Source organism: Pseudarthrobacter sulfonivorans, from assembly GCF_031454915.1.
Taxonomy (GTDB): domain Bacteria; phylum Actinomycetota; class Actinomycetes; order Actinomycetales; family Micrococcaceae; genus Arthrobacter; species Arthrobacter sulfonivorans_C.
Genome location: NZ_JAVDRS010000010.1, coordinates 147,679 through 167,938, shown reverse-complemented (window position 1 = coordinate 167,938; position 20,260 = coordinate 147,679). Strand labels below are relative to the sequence as shown.

Annotated in this window: 18 protein-coding genes; 11 read left to right on the top strand and 7 right to left on the bottom strand. The window is 63.6% G+C overall.

Going from position 1 to position 20,260, the window contains the following annotated elements; translation table 11 throughout:
• Positions 1 to 28: 28 nt before the first annotated feature.
• The 3 genes from J2808_RS19695 to J2808_RS19685 are packed head-to-tail and all read right to left on the bottom strand — an operon-like array spanning position 29 to position 2,312.
• Positions 29 to 709, bottom strand: coding sequence for a hypothetical protein (locus J2808_RS19695; protein ID WP_309820031.1), 681 nt, complete (start codon positions 707 to 709; stop codon positions 29 to 31).
• Positions 706 to 1,494 (bottom strand): alpha/beta hydrolase, encoded by a 789-nt coding sequence (locus J2808_RS19690; RefSeq protein ID WP_309820029.1) that lies wholly within the window; start codon positions 1,492 to 1,494, stop codon positions 706 to 708. Before J2808_RS19690 ends, J2808_RS19695 begins: the two co-directional genes overlap by 4 nt.
• Positions 1,491 to 2,312: an alpha/beta hydrolase gene (locus J2808_RS19685; protein ID WP_309820027.1), complete on the bottom strand. Its 822-nt coding sequence runs from the start codon at positions 2,310 to 2,312 to the stop codon at positions 1,491 to 1,493. Before J2808_RS19685 ends, J2808_RS19690 begins: the two co-directional genes overlap by 4 nt.
• Before the next feature lie 111 nt (positions 2,313 to 2,423).
• On the opposite strand from J2808_RS19685, the gene J2808_RS19680 reads away from it, so the two are divergent.
• Together J2808_RS19680 and J2808_RS19675 are read left to right on the top strand one after the other, a co-directional pair.
• Entirely contained in the window at positions 2,424 to 3,146 is a 723-nt protein-coding gene (locus J2808_RS19680; RefSeq protein WP_309820026.1) for a lysophospholipid acyltransferase family protein, read from the top strand.
• Positions 3,147 to 3,217: 71 nt separating this feature from the next.
• On the top strand, positions 3,218 to 4,609 hold the full coding sequence (locus J2808_RS19675) for a class II 3-deoxy-7-phosphoheptulonate synthase (protein ID WP_309820024.1): 1,392 nt from the start codon (positions 3,218 to 3,220) through the stop codon (positions 4,607 to 4,609).
• Between the two features lie 40 nt (positions 4,610 to 4,649).
• On the opposite strand, the gene pknB is transcribed toward J2808_RS19675, so the two are convergent.
• Both pknB and J2808_RS19665 read right to left on the bottom strand, forming a co-directional pair.
• Positions 4,650 to 6,716: a Stk1 family PASTA domain-containing Ser/Thr kinase gene (gene pknB, locus J2808_RS19670; RefSeq protein ID WP_309820022.1), complete on the bottom strand. Its 2,067-nt coding sequence runs from the start codon at positions 6,714 to 6,716 to the stop codon at positions 4,650 to 4,652.
• Between the two features lie 114 nt (positions 6,717 to 6,830).
• Complete coding sequence (locus tag J2808_RS19665) at positions 6,831 to 8,177, bottom strand: LysM peptidoglycan-binding domain-containing protein (RefSeq protein WP_309820020.1); 1,347 nt, start codon at positions 8,175 to 8,177, stop codon at positions 6,831 to 6,833.
• Positions 8,178 to 8,417: 240 nt separating this feature from the next.
• Between J2808_RS19665 and J2808_RS19660 the strand changes: the two genes are divergently transcribed.
• Positions 8,418 to 8,771: an Rv2175c family DNA-binding protein gene (locus J2808_RS19660; protein WP_190988944.1), complete on the top strand. Its 354-nt coding sequence runs from the start codon at positions 8,418 to 8,420 to the stop codon at positions 8,769 to 8,771.
• Positions 8,772 to 8,779: 8 nt separating this feature from the next.
• On the opposite strand, the gene J2808_RS19655 is transcribed toward J2808_RS19660, so the two are convergent.
• Both J2808_RS19655 and J2808_RS19650 read right to left on the bottom strand, forming a co-directional pair.
• Complete coding sequence (locus J2808_RS19655) at positions 8,780 to 9,874, bottom strand: polyprenyl synthetase family protein (protein WP_309820016.1); 1,095 nt, start codon at positions 9,872 to 9,874, stop codon at positions 8,780 to 8,782.
• A complete protein-coding gene (locus J2808_RS19650; RefSeq protein WP_309820013.1) occupies positions 9,871 to 10,398 on the bottom strand; it encodes a hypothetical protein in 528 nt (175 codons plus the stop codon). The genes J2808_RS19655 and J2808_RS19650 overlap by 4 nt, the downstream gene beginning before the upstream one ends.
• 74 nt (positions 10,399 to 10,472) lie before the next feature.
• Between J2808_RS19650 and dinB the strand changes: the two genes are divergently transcribed.
• The 8 genes from dinB to J2808_RS19610 all read left to right on the top strand — a co-directional run bounded on the left by dinB (position 10,473) and on the right by J2808_RS19610 (position 20,211).
• Complete coding sequence (gene dinB / locus J2808_RS19645) at positions 10,473 to 11,696, top strand: DNA polymerase IV (RefSeq protein WP_309820010.1); 1,224 nt, start codon at positions 10,473 to 10,475, stop codon at positions 11,694 to 11,696.
• A gap of 267 nt (positions 11,697 to 11,963) precedes the next feature.
• Positions 11,964 to 12,338 (top strand): DUF3040 domain-containing protein, encoded by a 375-nt coding sequence (locus J2808_RS19640; protein WP_309820008.1) that lies wholly within the window; start codon positions 11,964 to 11,966, stop codon positions 12,336 to 12,338.
• A 279-nt stretch (positions 12,339 to 12,617) separates the two neighbouring features.
• Complete coding sequence (locus J2808_RS19635) at positions 12,618 to 13,319, top strand: hypothetical protein (RefSeq protein WP_309820006.1); 702 nt, start codon at positions 12,618 to 12,620, stop codon at positions 13,317 to 13,319.
• The gene (locus J2808_RS19630) at positions 13,316 to 15,658 is read left to right on the top strand and encodes a multicopper oxidase domain-containing protein (protein ID WP_309820003.1); all 2,343 of its coding nucleotides are present in this window, start codon (positions 13,316 to 13,318) and stop codon (positions 15,656 to 15,658) included. The genes J2808_RS19635 and J2808_RS19630 overlap by 4 nt, the downstream gene beginning before the upstream one ends.
• Before the next feature lie 401 nt (positions 15,659 to 16,059).
• The gene (mraZ, locus tag J2808_RS19625; RefSeq protein ID WP_190988940.1) at positions 16,060 to 16,488 is read left to right on the top strand and encodes a division/cell wall cluster transcriptional repressor MraZ; all 429 of its coding nucleotides are present in this window, start codon (positions 16,060 to 16,062) and stop codon (positions 16,486 to 16,488) included.
• 167 nt (positions 16,489 to 16,655) lie between these two features.
• A complete protein-coding gene (gene rsmH / locus J2808_RS19620; protein WP_309820109.1) occupies positions 16,656 to 17,648 on the top strand; it encodes a 16S rRNA (cytosine(1402)-N(4))-methyltransferase RsmH in 993 nt (330 codons plus the stop codon).
• Entirely contained in the window at positions 17,645 to 18,313 is a 669-nt protein-coding gene (ftsL, locus tag J2808_RS19615) for a cell division protein FtsL (RefSeq protein WP_309820001.1), read from the top strand. Before rsmH ends, ftsL begins: the two co-directional genes overlap by 4 nt.
• Before the next feature lie 95 nt (positions 18,314 to 18,408).
• Entirely contained in the window at positions 18,409 to 20,211 is a 1,803-nt protein-coding gene (locus tag J2808_RS19610) for a peptidoglycan D,D-transpeptidase FtsI family protein (RefSeq protein ID WP_309819999.1), read from the top strand.
• Positions 20,212 to 20,260 lie beyond the last annotated feature (49 nt).

The following is a 20,260-nucleotide window of genomic DNA, read 5'->3' as shown; positions in this document are numbered from 1 at the left end:
GCCCGTCACTGGGGTGAGGGCAGGCAGCTCAGACGCGGGCGCCGTCGTCGTTCTCGTCTTTTTCCTGGGGCAGCTTCATGATCAGGTAGACCACCGCCAGGATGAACGCTGTCACCATGCCCAATATCGCCAACAGCGGCGCTGACCGCCAGAACATGACGGACAGGAGCAGAGCCAACGGCGCACCCACTGCGCCAAGCCAGGCGAGCATGGTCAGCGGATCAGTTCCGGACAGGCTTGGCGGTTCTTCCGGAACGAAGTCGCCGCCGTCGTCCTGCACGTCATAGTCGCGCGGCCCGGCGCTCCCGCCGTCCCGGGGGTAGTGCCCGGCGCCGGCATCGTCACCGGAGCGGGACGGGCCGCCACCGGGCGGTCCGGGGGCGGCCGCCAGCCGGTCGGCCGCAGACAACTCCATGGGGGCCCGGCCAGCCAGGCCCAGGGGGTCAAAGTCGCGGAAAGTCGCGGACCGTCCGGGCGTGTCGGCGGGTGCGTCCGTGGTCGCGTCCGGGCCCGTGGTGTCAGGGCCTGCTCCGTCTTTGGCGGGATTGCCGGAACTATCGGGACTGTCAGGGGCGGCGGGAGCAGGGTCGCCGTCCTCGGTGCTGCTCCCGTCGGGGGACTTCCCCTCCAGCCGGGCCACAAGGTCGAGCCAGACCGCATCGTCCTGGTTTGCGCTCTGGTCCGGCGAGCCGGAGTCGGGCCTGGTCATGGGCGGCCCTCCTGAAGGTGGGCTGCTGCCGTGTCCGCCAGCACCGTCCGGATGAAGTCCGCGGATCCGCGGAAGATTTCCTCGGCGTCGTGATCCAGTGTGGCCACGTGGTAGCTGTTCTCGAGGGATGACAGGGTCAACGGGGCATGGGTCAGGCCACGGCGCAGAGCCATGATGCTGGAGTCTGAGACCACATGGTCCACCGTCGATCGGAAAACGCGGACCGGTGCCGTGACGCGGGGGAGCAGCCTGATGGTGTCCTTGAACATCTTGTTCAATTCGTGGGCAGCCGCTACAGGAGTCCGCGGATAGGCGCCTTCATCCATGCCCGGTTTGAGGATGTCGTTGGCTATGGCTGGGGTGCTCTTGAGGACAAGTTTGAGGATGCCGGCCAGCGGTGCGCGGGGATCATCGATGACCAATCCGGGGTTCACCAGGATCACGCCACTGACTGGCCTGGTTGCCGCGATCCTCAGTGCCAGTGCGCCGCCCATGCTCAATCCCGCGGCGAAGACATGGTCACACTGGGCATCGAGCTCCAGGAAAGCGTCGTCCAGCGCTCCATGCCACTGCGTCCAGCGCGTCCGGGCGAGCTCCTGCCAACTGGTGCCGTGGCCCGGAAGCAGCGGCATCCGTACGGCGAAACCTTCGTCCGCGAGCGACTGTGCCCAGGCGCGCAGCCCGTGGGGGCTGCCCGTGAACCCGTGGGAGAGGACCACCCCGATCCGGGTGCCGTTACCGGTGGCGGTGCTGCTGAAAGGGCTGTGGTCCGGAAGGCCGGTCATAAAATCTCCGAGGTGCGATGCGGGGCGTTTGCCGTGCTGGTTGGACTTGCCAAACGGGCTGAGTGATCGAGGAAGAACTGACTGGAACGGGCGAAAATTTCCGGCGCGTCAACATCCAGGGTGGCCACATGGCCGCTGTTGTGAAGATCCACCACCTCCACCAGCCGCGGACCCAGCCGGTGCCGGAGGGCCGAAAGCGAGGTGGGCGGCACCACGGCATCGGCGCGCGACTTGAAGACCTGCACCGGGGCCTCTATCTTGTGCAGCCCGCGGACGGCTGCGCCGAACAGCTTCTTAAGCTCATGCACCGCTGCCAGCGGCGTCCGTGAGTAGTCGCCGTCTTCGGTGACCGCCGCCGTCGGCTGTTCCTCCTGGATGGGCAGCGTGGTGCGCTGGAAATACTTCAGTACGCCAATGACGCGGACACGGCGGTCGTAGAAGCTAAGCCCGGGGTTCACCACGGAAACCCCTGCCACCGGATGCCGGGCGGCCGTCAGCAGCGCGATGGCACCACCCATCGACAGCCCGGCTACAAAACAGCGGTCTGTGCGGGCGTCAAGGTCCTGGTACGCCGCTTCGAAGGTGCCGTACCACTCGCGCCAGTTCGAACGTGCGAGCTGCCGCCAGTCCGTCCCATGGCCGGGAAGGAGGGGCACGGATACGGCAAATCCTCGGGCGGCGAGGTCTTCTGCCCAGGGCAGGACGCTGAGGGGGCTGCCGGTAAAGCCGTGGCAGATGGCAATCCCGGTCCTGGCGTTGGGACCGTGGCCGGGGTAGCTGAAAGCGGCAGGCCGGGGCGGAGTGCTGCTTTCTGTCATGACACCATCGTGTCACTGTTCGGGACAAATCTCACTAGAGTAGGGTTGCATTGAATTGCTGGCCTGACCCAACAAAGGGCCAGCCGGCAGGCTTCCGGAGGGGTTCGAGACGTGTTCTATTGGGTCATGAAAAGGATCTTCCTCGGGCCGGTGCTGCGGCTGCTTTTCCGCCCCTGGGTCAAGGGCCTGGACAACATTCCGGCGGAGGGCGCGGCCATCATCGCCTCGAACCACCTGTCGTTCTCCGATTCAATCTTCATGCCGCTGATGGTTCCCAGGCCGGTCGTTTTCCTTGCCAAGTCCGAGTACTTCACAGGCACCGGTGTCAAAGGCCGGCTGACGGCCATGTTCTTCAGGCTCACCAACCAATTGCCCATGGACAGGTCCGGCGGGGCGGCGTCGGCGGTTTCACTGAATGCCGGAATGGATGTCCTGACCAGCGGCGGCCTGCTGGGGATCTACCCGGAAGGGACCCGCAGCCCGGACGCCCGTCTCTACCGCGGCAAAGTGGGCGTGGCCAAGCTGGCGCTGCAGGCCGGGGTCCCGGTGATTCCGGTGGCGATGATCGGTACCGACAAAGTTCAGCCCATCGGCAAACGGCTGCCGAATATCCGCCGGATCGGCATGATTTTTGGTGCTCCGCTGGACTTCAGCCAGTACGCTGACCAGGCCGAGGACCGGGCAGTGCAGCGGAAAGTCACTGACGAAATCATGTTCGAACTCATGCGCCTCTCCGGCCAGGAGTATGTGGACGAATACGCCGCCGTGGTAAAACTCCGGCTCGCCGGTGCCGGAACCACCGAAACTGACCGCAAGGACCCGGCCGCAGGCTGACTGTGACGCGGCTCTCCGGACGCGTGACGGTCAGGTGTCCCGAAGCCTCCAACGCGCATTAGTCTTAGATAGTGACTGAGCTATCTGCAAAACCTGCCTTTTCGCCGTCCAGCACCGCCCAGAGCGGAGCAGCCAATTATCCTGGCCTTGATGACTGGCGGGATCTTCCTGTTTCCCAGCAGCCGAGCTGGCAGGACAAGGACGTTTTCGACGCCTCGGTCCGCGAACTCTCTGTGCTCCCGCCGCTCGTCTTTGCCGGCGAAGTAGACGTCCTGCGTGAGCGGTTGGCAGCTGCGGCCCAGGGCAAGGCGTTCCTGCTCCAGGGCGGCGACTGTGCCGAGACGTTCGAAGCCGCCACCGCGGACAAGATCAGTGCCCGCGTCAAGACCATCCTCCAGATGGCCGTGGTGCTCACCTACGGTGCCGCGATGCCCGTTATCAAGATGGGCCGGATGGCGGGCCAGTTCGCCAAGCCCCGCTCGTCCAATGACGAAACCCGCAACGGCGTGACCCTTCCGGCGTACCGTGGCGACATCGTCAACGGGTACGAGTTCACCCCTGAATCCCGTGGCCACGACGCTGGCCGGATGCTCAGGGCGTACCACACCTCAGCCTCCACCCTGAACCTCATCAGGGCCTTCACTCAGGGCGGGTTCGCGGACCTGCGCTCGGTGCACCAGTGGAACAAGGGCTTCACGGAAAATCCTGCCCACGCGCGCTACGAGTCGCTGGCTCGTGACATTGACCGCGCCATCAAGTTCATGGCCTCCTGCGGCGCCGACTTCGAAGCGCTCAAGCGTGTTGAATTCTTCGCGAGCCACGAAGCCCTGCTGCTGGATTACGAGCGGGCACTGACGCGCATCGACTCCCGCACGGGCTTCCCCTACGACACCTCCGCGCACTTCCTGTGGATCGGGGAGCGTACCCGCGAGCTTGACCACGCCCACATCGATTTCCTCTCCCGGGTCCGCAACCCGATCGGCGTGAAGCTCGGCCCGTCCACGACCGGTGACGACGCACTGCGCCTCATCGACAAACTGGACCCGGAACGCGAACCCGGCCGCCTGACATTCATCACGCGCATGGGTGCGGGAAACATCCGCGAGAAGCTCCCCGCCGTCGTCGAGAAGGTCACCGCTTCCGGCGCCCAGGTCCTCTGGGTCACGGATCCCATGCACGGCAACACCGTCACGTCGCCCAACGGCTACAAGACGCGCAATTTCGACGACGTCATTGACGAAGTGCGCGGGTTCTTCGAAGTGCACCACGCCTTGGGCACCGTCCCCGGCGGCCTGCATGTGGAGATGACCGGTGACGACGTCGCTGAATGCCTCGGCGGTGCCGATCCCGTGGACCAGGAAGCTTTCCTGGACAAGTACGAGTCGGTCTGCGACCCGCGCCTGAACCACATGCAGTCCCTTGAGATGGCGTTCCTTGTAGCCGGCGCACTGGCCAAGCACTGATCACCTGACCACCGCGGTGGTGTAGCCGGCAGGCCGCCGGTTACACCACCGTGATGGTGATGACGGATCCTTCCGGGACTTCCTCGTCCACAGGGTCCTGATCCCGGACCGTGCCGAAGAAGCCGCCCAGGACGTTGTTGACTTCAACCTTGAACCCTAGGGCTTCCAGTCCCTTGCGGGCTTCCGCGGCCTGCTTGCCGATGAAGCTGGGCACGTTGACCAGTTTGGGCCCGTCGGAGATGGTCAGCGTCACGGTTCCACCCTTCGTCAGGTTTCCGGTGGCCGGCGACTGCGCGGCTACCGAACCCCTGGGCACCTTGGGATCGTTGACCTCGTCCTTGAGGACGTCAGCCTTTAGGCCGGCCGCCTCGATGGCGTCAACGGCGTCGTCCTCCTCCATGCCCACAACGGACGGCACGGGAATCGGCTGCGGGCCTTTGGAGACCAGCAGATTCACGGGGGTTCCGTGCCGGGTGGGAGTGCCGGAGGCCGGATCCTGGGCGAGGACAACGCCGGCGGCAACTGCGTCATCGAATTGTTCCGTGACTTTACCCAAGGCCATTTCAGCCTGGTTCAGGGCATTCTTGGCTTCCTCCAGCGTTCCGCCCGTCAGGGTGGGCAGTTCGAACAGCTGGGGACCTTTGGAGACAAACAGTGCCACTGGCTGGAACTTCCTGATCTCAGTCCCGGCCGCCGGTTCTGAACCCACCACCAGTCCCGAGGGGACGTCGTCGTCGAACACGTCGTTGGTCCGTGACTGAAAGCCCGCGTCGCTCAGCAACTGTTGCGCCTGCGCCACCGACTTGTTGGCGACCACCGGAATGGTGGCTGCTGAACCCGGTCCCATGCCGAAGAACCAGCCGGCCCCGGTGGCAAGCAAAGCGATGATGATGAGGACCACGGCCCACAGCACTCCGCGACGCCGCGGGTTGCCTTCGCGCAGGCTCCTGACCGGGGTCGCTGCCGCCCGCGACCGTGCCTTCTCGTCATCCCGGTCATGTTTGCGCTGCGCACGCTTGCTGAGTGGGGCGGGTTGGTTCCGGTTATCCTGCGCGTACGGAATGTACTGCGTGTCCGGAGGGTCATCCGGCGGATACAGGGCATGCGGCGCGTAAGGGGAGTGCGGCTCGCGCGACGGTTGCGGGGGCTGCGGCCGGGGGAAGGCCGACAACGCGGCGGTGGGATTGTTCGTCCGTGCGATGATCTCGGTGGCATTCTGCTGCCCGGCGGGGACCGCAGCCGGAGGCCGGAGGTCCAGCTCGGCATTCGTGAGGTTAGTGCGGATATGGCGGAGTTCCTGCAGCAGGGCATGGCCGTCCACGGGCCGGTTTTCGGGATCGCTGGCGGTGCACCATTGGACGAGTTCATCCATCTCGGCGGCAAGCCCAGGCACCAGGGCCGACGGCGGACCCACTGTTTCGTGGGCGTGCTTGTAGGCGACCTGGATGGGGACCTCGCCGTCGTACGGCTGCTGGCCGGTCAGCATCTCGTACAGCATGATCCCCACCGAGTAAATGTCGCTGCGGGCGTCAGCGGGCTTTCCCAGCACAAGCTCGGGGGAGAGGTAGCCCACGGTGCCGATCAGTGTTCCCGTGCTGGTGGACGTGGTGACGGCGCGGGCCAGGCCAAAGTCGCCAATCTTGATGCGGCCATCGTCGGCGATCAGCACGTTTTCCGGTTTGACGTCACGATGGATCAGTCCGGCGGCATGGGCCTCGCCGAGGCCCTCCACTACAGGATCAATCAGGGCCAGCGCCAGGCGGGGAGGCAGCGCACCCTTGGACCTGATGACGTCACGGAGGGTATGGCCCTTGATGAACTCCATCACCAGGTAGGCCGTCCCGCCATCGTTGCCCTGGTCCAGAACGCCCACAACGTGCGGATGGGAAAGTTTCGCGGCGGCTTTCGCCTCTTGGCCCAGCTTGCCCAGGAAGGTCTCGTCAGTTGCCAGATGGGGATGGAGGACTTTGAGGGCTACATCCCGCTCCAGGCGCAGATCCGTTGCCAGATAAACGGTGGACATGCCGCCGCGCGCGAGTTTGGAGCGGACCGCGTAGCGGTTATCCACCAGCGTTCCAACGAGACGGTCAGACACGTGTTCCTGCACCTTACGATCCTAATCCCGCAATGAAAAGGGTCCGAACCGATTTGCGGTCCGGACCCTGATCGTTATTTTTGGTGTCGGTTTCAGCACGCTCCTGGGGCGTCGCGTGCTGGCAGGTCAGCCAAAGTTTTTCTGGTGCGCCTTGATGGCTGCAACGTACACCTTGGTGTCGTCGTACATGCCGTACTTACTGACGGAGTACTGGCCCTGGTAGTACCCGGCGATGGCCGAGTCCAGGTTCTTGCTGGTGTCAATGAGCCGCTTGATGATGGCCACGCCGGCGGTGACGTTGTCGTAGGGATCCAGCAGGTTCAGCTTCCGCCCTACGAGGTCCGAGGCCCACTCGCCGGAGGTCGGAATGACCTGCATGGTTCCGATGGCGTTGGCGGGCGAGACAGCGCGCTGGTCAAAGCCTGATTCCTGGTATGCGAAGGCGAGGGCCAGGGACGGCTTTACTCCCATGGCACGTGCTGTGTCGGCCACAATGGTGCGCATCTGGTCGCGGGACGGTACGGGGGAGGCGTTCAGCAATGCCTTGTTCTGGTTGGCGGAGCTGACTACGGCTTTGGGGTAGGTGAAACCAAGGAATGAGCTCGGCACAAGCGGTGTCACGTTGGCAGCCGGAGTGGAAGAGGCTGGCTGGACCGAAGCGCCGGGAATGACCAGCTTGTTGCCCGGGTAGATGACGCTGGTGACGCTCAGCCGGTTGGCGGCCAGGACTTTCGAGAGTTTGACTCCGTGCCTGGAAGCGATGCCGGACAGGGTATCGCCGGCCTTAATTGTGTATGAGCCGCTCGGAGCAGGGGCAGCCGCAGCGGACGCAGGCTTCGGGGCCGTTGTCCTGCTGGCGCCGACCTTTACCTTTTGGCCCGGGTAGATGACGGAGCGCGCGTTCAGGCCGTTCCAGCTGAAGATGTCCGTCAGTCTGGCATTGTGCCGGGCCGCGATCGCGCCGAGTGTATCGCCGGGCTTCACCGTGTAGGTCCCTCCGGAATTGGCCAGCGCAGCCGGGGCCGCGGCTGCCCTGGCCGGAGCCGCCGCAGGGGACGAAGCCGAACCGGACAGCTTGATCCTCTGGCCGGGGTAAATGATCGTGTTCGTCCGAAGGTTATTGAGCTTGAGGACTCCGCTCGTGCTGAGTCCAAACTTCCGGGCAATGGCGCTGATGGTATCGCCCCGGGCGATCGTGTATGCGGCTGGGACTGAACGCTGTGCGGGCTGGAAAGCTGCCGGAATCGTTGTCGAAACCAAGGCCGCCGGGATAAGGGCTGATGCGCCTTCGGCCGCCTGGGCCTTCATGGCGGCGGCAAGTGTCGCGGGGAGAGGGCGGGTGGGTGCCTGTGCAGCGGCGGGTTGGGCGAGGGCCAAGGATGACAAGACAACCGCAGGAAGTGCCGCCGTGGTGACAGCAATCATGGGCAGACTCGGGCGAGGGGTCTGCTTTGGCAAGCGGGACATCGTCATGAATGGAATCCTCTTCTATAACTGCCGGGGACGGTGTAATGCATTGTGACTATTGATACTAGTGTGGCTTGAGTTATTACTGTTACAAATGAGATCTATGTGAATCTCTCATGAATTTGGCCCTAGCACAAGAACTTGGCATTTTCCGGCAGCGACGGATTTATGGTGTGTCACCTCTTTTGAGGGGCGCCTGTGAAAGCGGACTAGGCGGCAGGGCTCCGGCCGTGGCAACCTTGATCCGTGAGTAACGTAGAAAGCCTTGTGGGCGAGTGGCTGCCCCTGCCTGATGTCGCGCAGTTGTTGGACGTTTCGATTACGAAAGTGCACAGCCTTATTGATGAACGCGCCCTGGCGGCGCTGCGGGTCGGCGAGCGGCGCATACGGTCCGTTCCGGCGGCTTTCATCCAGGACGGCCAGGTTGTCGACAGCCTGCGGGGCACCATCGTGGTCCTGGCTGACGCTGGCTACTCCGACGAGGACCTGATCGTCTGGCTGTTCACCGCCGACGACTCGCTCCGCGGCAGGCCGATTGATGCGTTGCGGGAAGGCCGCAAAACCGAAATCAGGCGCAGGGCTCAGACCCTGGCCTGGTAGGGCTGAACTTAGGCGGCTCGGCTGACAGTCGCTTCAGCCAGCCGCCGCAGCGCGGTTTTTGGCAATTCGTCGAGCGGCAACAGTTCCAAGGCGTCGTAGGCGGCCGTGCCGAATTCGCCGATCAGCAGTTCGGTTGCCTGAAGCGCCCCGGACTCTTCAATGATCCGGCGGATCTCGGCCACGTCTCCGTCACCCAGGTCCGGGCTGCCGAGCTTGGCGTCAATGAACGCTGATTCTTCGGCCGATGACTGTTCGAGTGCCAATGCAATAAGGACAGTCCTCTTGCCTTCGCGGAGATCGTCCCCGGCCGGTTTGCCGGTGGTGACGGGGTCGCCAAAGACTCCGAGGACGTCGTCGCGCAGTTGAAACGCCTCGCCCAGGGGCAAGGCAAAGGCCGAGTATCCCCGGAGGAGTTCATCAGAGGCCCCGGCGAGTGCACCGCCAAGTGCCAAGGGGTGCTCGGTGGAATACTTCGCGGACTTAAACCTGATGATCGACTGGGCGCGGGTCACCGCTCCTGCGCGGTCCCGGACAGGGCCGGCTACTTCCTCCAGGATGTCCAGGTACTGCCCGGCCATCACTTCGGTGCGCATGAGATTGAAGATCAGCCGCGCCCGGCTTCCTGATGCCGCCTGCCCGCCGATCTCGGTGAACGCCTCTTCGCTGAAGGACAGGCACATGTCGCCGGTCAGGATGGCGGCCGCATGTCCAAACCGTTCGCTGTCCAGTGCCCAGCCCTGCGCGTCGTGCAGTTGACTGAAGCGGCGGTGGACACTTGGCCCACCCCGCCGGGTGTCTGAACGGTCGATGATGTCGTCGTGGATAAGGGCGGCGGCCTGGAACAATTCCAGCGCCGATCCTGCCGTGACGATCTGCCCGGCGTCAGGGTCACCGCCGGCGCCCCGCCACCCCCAGTAGCACATGAGGGCCCGGAGCCTCTTGCCGCCGGTCACCAGATTGGAGATCGAGCCCATCAGGGGTTCGATGTCAGGGGAAATTGCTGCCACCAGGGCTTGCCGCGTGGTGAGGAAGTCGGTGAGTTCACCGGCAACAGCGGCTACGAAGGCGGCCTGTTCAAGCCTCAGCTGCTCCGAAACCGTCACTTGGCTGACTCAACTGCCACGTTGGCGCCGATGGTGAAGGTGGAAACGCCGGCCGCTTCGACTATCGCGACGTTGACTGTCTCGTTGTCGTTCCGGACAAAATCCTTGGACGCCACGGCCCCGACCGCGTCGCCCGGTACGGCTTTGAATCCCAGCCCCTTGAGGTGCTTTGTGTAGAAGTCCACGACGGCGGCTGCGGGGGCTTTGAGGCTGGCCACCAGTGCCACCGTGGAGGGCTGGGAGGTCTTGTCGAAACTGCTGGAGATCACGGTAGCGCCGGGCATCACCGGTATCAGCTTTTCCGGAAAACCCTCCACAATTTGGCCCACTGTGGCCGACGTTCCCGGTGATGCCGTGGGGCTTGCCGAAGCGGTGACGCTGGAGGGGCCCGATGTGGGTGATGATGTGTCTTCAGGCGATGTGGTCACTCCGGGCGCCGCGGGGCTGCAGGCAGCAAGTGCCAGCATTGCGCCGGCGGCCAGTGCCGCTAATCCTGTTGGCTTAAGACTTCTCGTGACCGTCACAGGGACTTTCCTCCTGGGGTTGATGCCGGGCTCAGCCTCCAGTTTAGTCAGTACCAACCGATAGAATTTCCCTTGTGGGGCCAGACCGGAGCAACCAGTACACCGAAGCGGGTCTTCGGGAGCTTCGACGCAACTGCATTATGCACGTGGATATGGACGCCTTTTTTGTCTCCGTAGAACTTCGCACGCGTCCGGAACTTCGCGGAAAACCTGTCATTGTAGGATTCCCCGCGGACCGTTCAGTAGTCCTTTCGGCATCGTATGAAGCCCGTGCCTTCGGGGTTAAGTCCGCCATGCCCATGGTGGTTGCGGCCAGGATGTGCCCTAAGGCCACCATTATTGAACCCCGCCATAAGCTCTACTACGAAGTTTCTGCACAGCTGATGGAAATTTTCCAGTCCATCACTGAACTCGTGGAGCCGCTGAGTGTCGACGAAGCCTTTCTGGATGTCAGCGGCGCGATCCGGCGCTTGGGCACCCCGCGCGAAATCGGTGAACTGATCCGCCGTCGCGTCGCTGCCGAGTTGGGCATCACAGCGTCGGTGGGCATTGCGGCGAGCAAATTCGTCGCGAAAATTGCTTCCACCCGCTGCAAGCCGGACGGGCTGTTGCTGATTGGTCCCGACGAGACGGTGCCTTACCTGCACAGCCTGCCCGTTGGTGCGCTGTGGGGAATTGGTGCCAAGACTGCGGATGTCCTGGCCCGGATGGGCATCAGGACCGTGGCGGATGTGGCGGCCACGCCCGTAACGTCCCTCAAAAAGGTGCTCGGGGCCACCGGTGAGCATGTCTACCGGCTTTCCTGGGGGATCGACCCGCGGGCAGTAACCCCGGTCAGGCTGGAGAAGAGCATCGGGGCCGAAGAGACCTTCGCAGTGGATACCGGCGACCACTCGCTCATCAGCAGGGAGCTGCTGCGGCTCTCCCATCGCACTGCCGGGAGGTTGCGGGCTTCAGGGATGGTGGCGCGGACAGTTGCGTTGAAGCTGCGCTACGCCGACTTTTCCACCATTACCCGGAGCCGTACAGTCCATACGCCCGTGGACAGCGCCCAGCTGATCCATGCGGTGGTGCTCCAGCTCCTGGAATCAGTGGGCACGCGTCCCATGGCTGTCCGGCTGGTGGGCATCCGGGCTGAACAGCTTGAGGAGGCCGCCCAAACTTCCCTGCAGCTGAGCCTCGACCGCCGGGATGACAACTGGCGGGCGGCGGAGCAGGTGCTGGACCAGGTCAGCCGGAAGTTCGGCAACAAATCCGTACTCCCTGCCAGTCTCCTGGATCCCGGAAAAGGGCATTGACAGGCAGTCCGGTCCGAATGCCGGCGGCGGCTCCGGCCGGTGACGGCCGTCTTTCAGAACGGCCCCCGACAAACTATCCTTATATGTACATAGTTTTCAGTTACTGCCGGACTTCTTGGACATGCTGCCGTTCCAATCAGCCTCATACCGGTGTTCGCATTCTGCCGTTGTCGGCGGGGCGGGAACCTCCCGGACATGCCGGTCGTTATTGGAGCAGGAGTACGGGATGGGACCAGCCCGGACGTTGGCCTACTTAAGGAGGTCGTGATGCCGCTCTCGGAGCACGAACAGAAGCTGCTCGAGCAGTTGGAGAAGCAGCTGCACGAGGACGATCCGAAGTTCGCAAATTCCATGGGGTCGGATCCGGGACGCACCTGGTCCACCCGCCATGTGGTGATTGGTGTGCTGTGCGCGCTTGCGGGGATCTTCCTGCTTCTGGTTGGCGTCACGCTCCAGAACATCTTTGTGGGAGTCCTGGGCTTTGTTGTGATGGGCGGGGGAGTCTACTTCGCCACAATGCGCAACGCTGCCGGTGCTAAGCCAGGCTCCGCTTCAGGCACAGGAAAGTCCGGAAAGCCCCGGAGTTCATTTATGTCCAGCCTGGAGGAACGCTGGGACGAGCGTCGCCGCGACCAATCATGAGGCTTTGCCTCCGCTGATTGCACGGTTCTTCGTGCTGAACTGCCCGCCGTACTGATCGCCGTCCTTTTTCTCCCCTTTCGCACTCCACTTCGCTCCCCGTGCAGGTCTTCCTGCAGAGTGGGACCGCTGCAGAAGACCCGCCCCGGCGGGTCTTCTGCGTTTAATCTCACGGAGCCACCAGGGCGTCCACTACAAGGTTGGCTTCCAACCCTGCAAGTTTTCTACAGGGACCCGGAAGCATCATTGGGCGTTATTGCCAACCAAGTGGAGGCACGTTCCATGGATTCACGCCCATCCCTGATCTCCGGCCCTGTCCTGAGCCGCCGCCAGTTCGGACTCATCATGGGGGGCGGAGCCATCCTGATGGTGGCCGGCGCCGCGTACGGGGCCGTCGCCCGCAGCGTTCCACGGCCGGCGACGCAACTGGACACCGCCTTTGGCGTCCTGTCCGTCACCCGGGCAGGCCGGCTGGCCCGGCTGAACGCGGCGGGCCGTCCGGCCTTCCGGTCACTTGAGAGCGCAGCCGCCCTGCTCACCGGTCCCGAAGCCGTTGCCCTGGGCGCCACCACGGCCGGCGCGGGCGGTTTCCATCGGGCCGCAAACCAAGCGGTTCTCCCCTCGAGTTCCCACGGGCATGACAGCGCACCGCCGGAGGATCCCGACTGGCCGCAGCCCCTAAACCTGACATGGGGCGACGTCATCCTCCTTGAGGTTGGACTCCACAACTCGAGCCAGGAAGCAGTCCTCTTCAGCCCTGGCCAACTGCGACTCAGGCTGCTCCCATCCGCGACCACAGTCACCCCCCTGGACTTCGACCGCGGCATGCGTGCCGTCGATCCCGGGGCTGCTGAGCATCTGTGGATCAGCTACCTGGCACCACATGATGCGGCCGCGATGGAATTGGAGTACTCGGAACCGGAACACGACGGCACGGCCACACTCACCCTTCCTCCCCTAACTGTCAGCCAGGTGAAGTCATGAGCCCCCTCGAACTCCACATCAACGACGGATACCTGCCCATGGTGGACGGCTCCCGTATCTACCACCGGGGATTCGGTGACCGGTGGACGATGGTGAATGACCCAAAGCCGAGCCTGACGGTATACCCCCGGGTTTTCCTGCGCGACGGCCGGATCGAGGCAAGCCGCACCTACCCGCTGAACGCAGCAGTTCCCCCATTCGGTCGCCCTGAACCTGCCGCCAAGGACGATGCCAACCCCGGTGAATTCCTGGTTCGCCAGAAATATTGGGCCAGCTTCTTCCCGGACCGGACACTGATTGCCGAAACCGGCAGCACCATCAGCATCCGCGTCACCAACCACTTGGCCCAGGACCACGAACTCCAGTTCCTCAACGCCGGTGCGGACTACGGCCACGTCAGTTCAGGCGCCATCAAACCCGGCCAAACTGGATACGTGGAATTTCCGGCCCCGGCGGCAGGCACCTACCTTTACTGCGATCCCGGAGCCTATCCTGCCGACCCGACCGTAGACCCGGTCCAGCGCGTCCTGGGCCTGTACGGGGCACTTCTGGTCATCGATCCGGAATCGCCGTGGGTGCCCATGCCCGATGGTCCGGAATTCGAGCGCCAGTGGCTGTGGATGCTGCACAACGTTGACCCGGTATGGGCCGGCATCGCGTCGCGTAACGGAACCGTGGATCCCGATAAGACTCCGGTGCTTCCACGGTATTTCACGCTGAACGGCCGCAGCGGCTTCCAATCGCTGGCCGCGTCAACGGACGAAGAGCTGAACCGCATGCGTGAGGAGGACACCCTGATGTCGGGTTCGGCCCGGCAGGTCGACGTCCGTGATTTCAGCCTGAGCGCTGCTAAGGGCACTGTGAGGACCGGCCAGCTCATGCGCTTCCTCAACGCCGGCGTCGTCCACCACCAGCTCCACTTTCACGGAAACCACCTTTGGACCGTCAACCGGAACGGGAAGATGTTTCCGCGTAACGGGGGAAGGGTCGACGCTGACGGTCATGTGGTGCTGCAGCAGTGGGAGGACGTCGTCGAGATGCACCCCCTGGACCGCAAGGACTCCATGCTGCCGCTTCGGCGGCCACCGGAGGTAATAGACGAGGTGTGGAATGCCCGGAAAGAGGACTGGCACTACCCCATGCACTGCCACGCCGAACCCTCCCAGGTAGCGAGGGGCGGCATGTATCCCGGCGGGCTGGTGGGCCACTGGACAGTTGCGGCGCCGGGCGAAGCCAATGAGGCGGAGCACGAGCTATACCGCAGCCAGGTCGATTTCAGCTCCCACCAAATGCACGAGGGACGCCCAGAAACGGAATTCCGGAAGAAGCCTGATGTTGCGCTTGAGTTCAAGTTCTTAAACCGCGAAATGAAATTCGACGACGGCGGTGAATTCGAGATGTGGACGTTCGAGACCGAGAGGTCCGGCCGGATCTTTCCGGCACCCCTGATCCGCATCACGGAGGGCCAGGTGTTCCACGGAACCGTCCGCCCGAGCAAGAAGGTCCACACCATCCACTGGCATGGAATAGAGCCGGATCCACGCAACGACGGCGTCGGCCACACCTCCTTCGAGGTCTCGGGGAGCTATACCTATCAGTGGCGCCCCGAACGGGGGGAGCCCGGCGACCCGAATAGGGGAGCGTCCGGCACATACTTCTACCACTGCCATGTCAACACCCCGCTGCACGTCCAGATGGGCATGTTCGGTCCGCTGATCATCGACCCGGCGTCCGACCCCCGGTATCCGGTGGCCAAAGGCGCCAGGCGGGCGTTCGTTGACGGCCCGGAATACGACATCGACACCGAGTCGATCCTCGTCCCGTACTCCGTGGATCCCCGCTGGCACGAACTCAACCACGCCGCGGGGCTTTCCGGTGAGGACGCGGGACTGGACAAATTCAAACCCAGGCACTTTTACCTGCTCGGTGGAGAACTGGCGCGGGTCCCGAAGAGAGAGGGCCCCATCTTCCTCACGCGCCTTCGAGCCAGGATGGCGGGAGGCGAGGTCAAGCCCACGTTGCTGCGCCTGCTCAACGCCAACTACTTCCCGGTGAACGCCCGCTTCACTGACTCAAAAGGTATGCCTGTCGCCATGGCTGAACTCATATCGCACGACGGCCGGCCATTCCGGGATACCTCCAGCCCTACGGGACCAGCGCGGCCGATTTCACACACCGGACCCCTGAAGTCCGACCTTATTAATTTCGGTGCCGCCGAACGCTATGACATGCTGCTGCGCCCGCCGGCAGCCGGCACGTATTGGCTCACCGTGGACCTGCTGGACTGGATCACCGAAAAGGTCCTCTTTACGCGGAAGATTCCGGTGGTAGCGGCCTAGGAGGCTCCTGCCCTAAGGCGCTCTAAACCGTCCTGCCCCTTCCCTTGCCCCCGTGCTCATGCCGCTACGGCGGGGCACCCGGCATTTGTCGCGGAATGACGGCCTGTGATGGCGCGCCACCGATTCACGGTCGGTAATATCACCGTGCCTTGCCGTGCCGGCCCCCGCCATCCACGCCGTTGCCGGGAAGCAATCCTTGGTGCCCCGATTGCATCCACCTGGCCTCCACTCCCATCCACCTGGCCATTCCGCGCCATTCCGGGGCATACATCCTCAAAAGGGGGAACCCTGGCCTGTTTTGCGTTGACTGTGGGGGAAAGTGGAGTAATGTGGAGGACATAAGAGGGTAGTTGCAACATTAGGGGATGTGCAGTTCCTGACGGCAGACGGGCGGTGGGCCAGTGTTTCTTGGCACACATTCGCCCCGGCTGGACGAAAAGGGACGGATTATCCTCCCCGCAAAGTTCCGCGAGGAACTTGCCGCCGGGCTGGTTCTCACAAGGGGCCAGGAGCGTTGCATCTACGTCTTCAGTGAGCAGGAATTTGCGAGGGTCCACGAGCAAATGCGGGAGGCGCCCATCTCCTCCAAGCAGGCCCGTGACTACATTCGTGTCTTTCTCTCTGGAGCCTCGGACGAGGTACCTGACAAGCAGGGGCGCGTGACCATACCGGCTGCGCTCCGGGAGTATGCAGGCCTTGGCAGGGAACTGGCCGTAATTGGCGCAGGAACCCGCGCCGAGATCTGGGACGCCCAGGCCTGGAACGAGTACCTGGCGGAGAAGGAAACTGCTTTCTCTGAGACCGACGACGCCATTCCGGGGATTCTGTGATCACCTGAACGGCACAGAAGACCGCTTCTTGAACGAGATCTCCAGCCGCCCATCGGACAGTCAACCTGGCTCACTTCCCCGGAGTCAGGCTGGCAGGACGATAGGCGCGGATGGGGATCTGGCTTAAGAAGCACCACGCCGCACCCGCCAAACGAAAGGACGAAGGCATGAACGACCACCCGAAGCCGACGTCCGAACGCCATGTACCGGTCCTCAAGGACCGGTGCATTAATTTGTTGGCGCCAGGATTCGAAGCCGCACGGCTCCGCGGCGAAACCCCCATTGCCATTGATGCGACGCTCGGCATGGGGGGCCACTCCGAAGCCATGCTGGAACGGTTCCCCGACCTGCACCTGATCGGTATCGACCGTGATGAGGAAGCTCTGGCGCTGGCCGGGGAACGGCTGGCCCGTTTCGCTGACCGCACGGACCTTGTGCATGCCGTCTATGACGAAATCGCCGACGTCCTCGAGGACCTGGGCGTCAAGGAAGTCCACGGCATCCTGATGGACCTCGGCGTTTCCTCCCTTCAACTGGACGAGCGCGAGCGTGGCTTCGCTTACTCCTTTGATGCGCCGCTGGACATGCGGATGGACACGAGCCGCGGGCAGACTGCGGCCGATGTGGTCAACAACTACAGCGAAGAGGATCTTGTCAGGATTATCCGGAAGTGGGGCGAGGAAAAATTTGCCGGCCGGATCGCCAACAGGATCGTCGCAGCACGCGCCGTCAAGCCTTTCGCCACGACGGGAGAACTCGTGGAACAGATCCGCTCAGTGGTTCCGGCGGCTGCCGCCAAATCCGGCGGCCACCCGGCCAAACGGACTTTCCAGGCGCTGCGGATCGAAGTCAACGAGGAACTTGAGGTGCTGGAACGCGCCGTTCCCGCAGCAGTGGAAGCAACCGCGCTGGGCGGGCGCATTGTGGTGATGTCGTACCACTCCCTCGAGGACAAGATCGTCAAGTCTGTCTTCCAGGCCGGCTCCAAGTCCTCCGCACCACTCGGATTTCCGGTGGAACTGGAGGAACACAAAGCCCCCCTCAAAACCCTGACCAAGGGCACCGAGGTACCCACCGCCGTCGAAATCGCCGAAAACCCCCGCGCCGCTTCTGCCAGGCTGCGCGCCGTGGAACGCATCAGAACCAGGAGAGAAGCATGAGCACCGCCGCCGCCAAGAACTTCCCGGTCCTTTCCGGTATCACGGCGGCCCCGGCGACAAGGACCAATCCTGCCGGCCCGGGCCGCAAGGAGCGCACACCCCTGTCGGTGGTGCGCTCTGCACCCAAGAAGCGCCGCGCGCCATTTGTGGTGATGTGCTTCGCGCTGCTCGCCGTAGCGCTCATGGCCGTGCTGGTCCTTAATATCTCCGTGTCAACCTCCCAGTACCAGCTTGTGGAACTGAGGGGCAAGCAGAGCACGCTGACCAAGCAGAACCAGGATCTGACACAGCAGCTCCAGAACTTCGAAGCTCCACAGAATCTGGCAGCAAAGGCGGGAGACTTGGGAATGGTAGCTTCCACCGTCAAAGGCCAGATCGACCTTTCCACCCTTAGCGTCACGGGCAAGGCAACCCCGGCCGTCAAGGGTGGCGCCGCTGGCGCTGTTATCCCGGCTCCAGCGATCGCAGGGGTGCTTACTGTGGTTCCGCCGCCCTCGGCATCGGAACCGCTGGTAAACCGCAAGCCGGCTACCCAAAAGCCCGCTGCACGGGTGCCGGCTGCGGCTGTTGAAGCCCCGGCCGAAAAGCCGGCCCGCCGGGTTCCCGCCGTTGAGCTTCACGGCGGTTCCGTTCCGGCACCGGAGCAGAAGGTTCCCGGGCAGTAACTGACCTCCGCTGAAAAGCAGCCGGTCAGGCAAGAACGCCGGGCGACCAGCCGGGCACCACAGCAGGCAACAAGGCGAGCAGCAAGGGAATTACGGTGGCGCAGAGGACCGGCAAGGCAAAAGGCGGCAAGGTGCCCAATGCCACCAAGCGGCTGCGCCTCGGCCTGGGGATCATGCTGACACTGCTTTTGGTGGTGGGCGGGAAGCTCTTTATGGTCCAGGGCCTGGACGTCGGTGGGATGGCCGCTGCGGCCCTTGACTACCGCATGCGCGAGACCACCCTCCCTGCCGAGCGCGGCAGCATCCTGGACGCCAACGGCACAGTCCTGGCCAACAGTGTGATCCGGTACAACGTGGTGGTGGATCAGACTGTTAACACCAAGACCGAGACGTTCAAACGCCTTGCCAAAGTCGATGGCAAAGACAAACTCGTGGACGTCAGCCGGGAGCAGGGGCTAAAAGAACTGGCGCTGGTCCTGGGCATGAGCCAGGACGCCATTCGTGAAGCTGTCACCGGCGAACAGCGCTATTACATCGTGGCGAAGGATCTTAAGCCGGACGTCGAAGACAGGGTTTCGAACCTTCAGATCCCAGGCATCGTCACCGAGGGCGTCAGCAAACGTGTCTACCCCAATGGGTCTGTGGCCGGCGGGATCATCGGCTTCCTGCAGGACGGCAGCACTGGCCAGGCCGGCATCGAGCAGACCCAGGATGGGCTGCTTCGCGGTAAAGACGGCAAGCGGCTCTTCGAAATCGGTGCCGACGGCCTGAGGATTCCCGTCGGCGTGGATGAGCTGACGCCGCCTGAGGACGGCAAGAACGTCAGGCTCACACTGAACTCGGACCTCCAGTACTTCGCCCAGCAGGCCATCCAGAGTTCCACGGACAACCAGAGTGCCGAATGGGGCGTCATTATTGTGATGGACGCCAAGACCGGGAACCTCGTGGCCATGGCAGACTCCAATGCCCCGGATCCGAACGATCCGGGGAGGGTGGCCGCCAAGGACAGGGGCGTCCGCTCAGTGACTGCGGCCTATGAACCAGGCTCCGTGCAAAAGATGATTACGGCCGCGGCACTGATTGAGGAAGGAAAGTCCAGCCCGCTGGATACCTTCACGCTGGGACCCTCTTACACCGTGGACGGCCAGACCTTCACGGACGCCTTTACGCACGGCACCGAAGAACGTACGCTGGCCGGCATCCTGGGCTGGTCCATGAACACAGGTACTGTTGCTGCCGGCTCGCGGCTCACCCCGCAGCAACGCTACGACTGGCTGCGGAAGTTCGGCATTGGGGAGGCGCCGAACATCGGACTGCCCGCAACAGCTTCCGGGATCCTCGCACCGGCGGACCAGTGGGACAGCCGCCAGCAGTACACCGTGCTGTTCGGCCAGGGCGTGTCCCAGTCCACCCTGCAGACGGTCCGCGCCTTCCAGACGATCGCCAACAACGGCGTGATGCTCCAGCCGCGGCTGATTGACTCCTATGTTGGAGCAGACGGAACTGAGGAAAAAGTAGCTCCGCAGCCGTCGCGGCAGGTGGTGTCCGACAGCACTGCGCAGCAGGTCCAGGACATCCTGGAGAGCGCGGTGACCGAGGGCCAGATCAAGGACGCTGCGATCGACGGATATCGGGTGGGGGCCAAGACCGGAACGTCTGAATCGCCGTGCGACGACGGGAAGTCAGGATTCTGCGGTTACACCGCTTCAATTGTGGGGATGGCACCGATGGATGATCCCCGGTTTATTGTTGAGGTGGTACTTCAGCGTCCCAAGGGCAATATCTACGGCATTACCCAGGGGCCGGTGTTCCGCTCGGTCATGAGCCAGGCACTGCGCACCTACAACGTCAAGCCGTCCACGGGCGAACCGGCCCGGCTGCCGCAGTACGCCAAGTAGCACCACGCCACGCAGCTGTACCTTTACCGCCCGCACCGGGAGCAGTTCC

Coding starts and splice junctions, on each gene's coding strand:
- J2808_RS19690 (WP_309820029.1), bottom strand. CDS start 1,494: ATGACCGGCCTTCCGGACCACAGCCCTTTCAGCAGCACCGCCACCGGT.
- J2808_RS19640 (WP_309820008.1), top strand. CDS start 11,964: ATGCCGCTCTCGGAGCACGAACAGAAGCTGCTCGAGCAGTTGGAGAAG.
- rsmH (WP_309820109.1), top strand. CDS start 16,656: ATGAACGACCACCCGAAGCCGACGTCCGAACGCCATGTACCGGTCCTC.
- J2808_RS19630 (WP_309820003.1), top strand. CDS start 13,316: ATGAGCCCCCTCGAACTCCACATCAACGACGGATACCTGCCCATGGTG.
- J2808_RS19635 (WP_309820006.1), top strand. CDS start 12,618: ATGGATTCACGCCCATCCCTGATCTCCGGCCCTGTCCTGAGCCGCCGC.
- ftsL (WP_309820001.1), top strand. CDS start 17,645: ATGAGCACCGCCGCCGCCAAGAACTTCCCGGTCCTTTCCGGTATCACG.
- J2808_RS19665 (WP_309820020.1), bottom strand. CDS start 8,177: ATGACGATGTCCCGCTTGCCAAAGCAGACCCCTCGCCCGAGTCTGCCC.
- J2808_RS19685 (WP_309820027.1), bottom strand. CDS start 2,312: ATGACAGAAAGCAGCACTCCGCCCCGGCCTGCCGCTTTCAGCTACCCC.
- J2808_RS19695 (WP_309820031.1), bottom strand. CDS start 709: ATGACCAGGCCCGACTCCGGCTCGCCGGACCAGAGCGCAAACCAGGAC.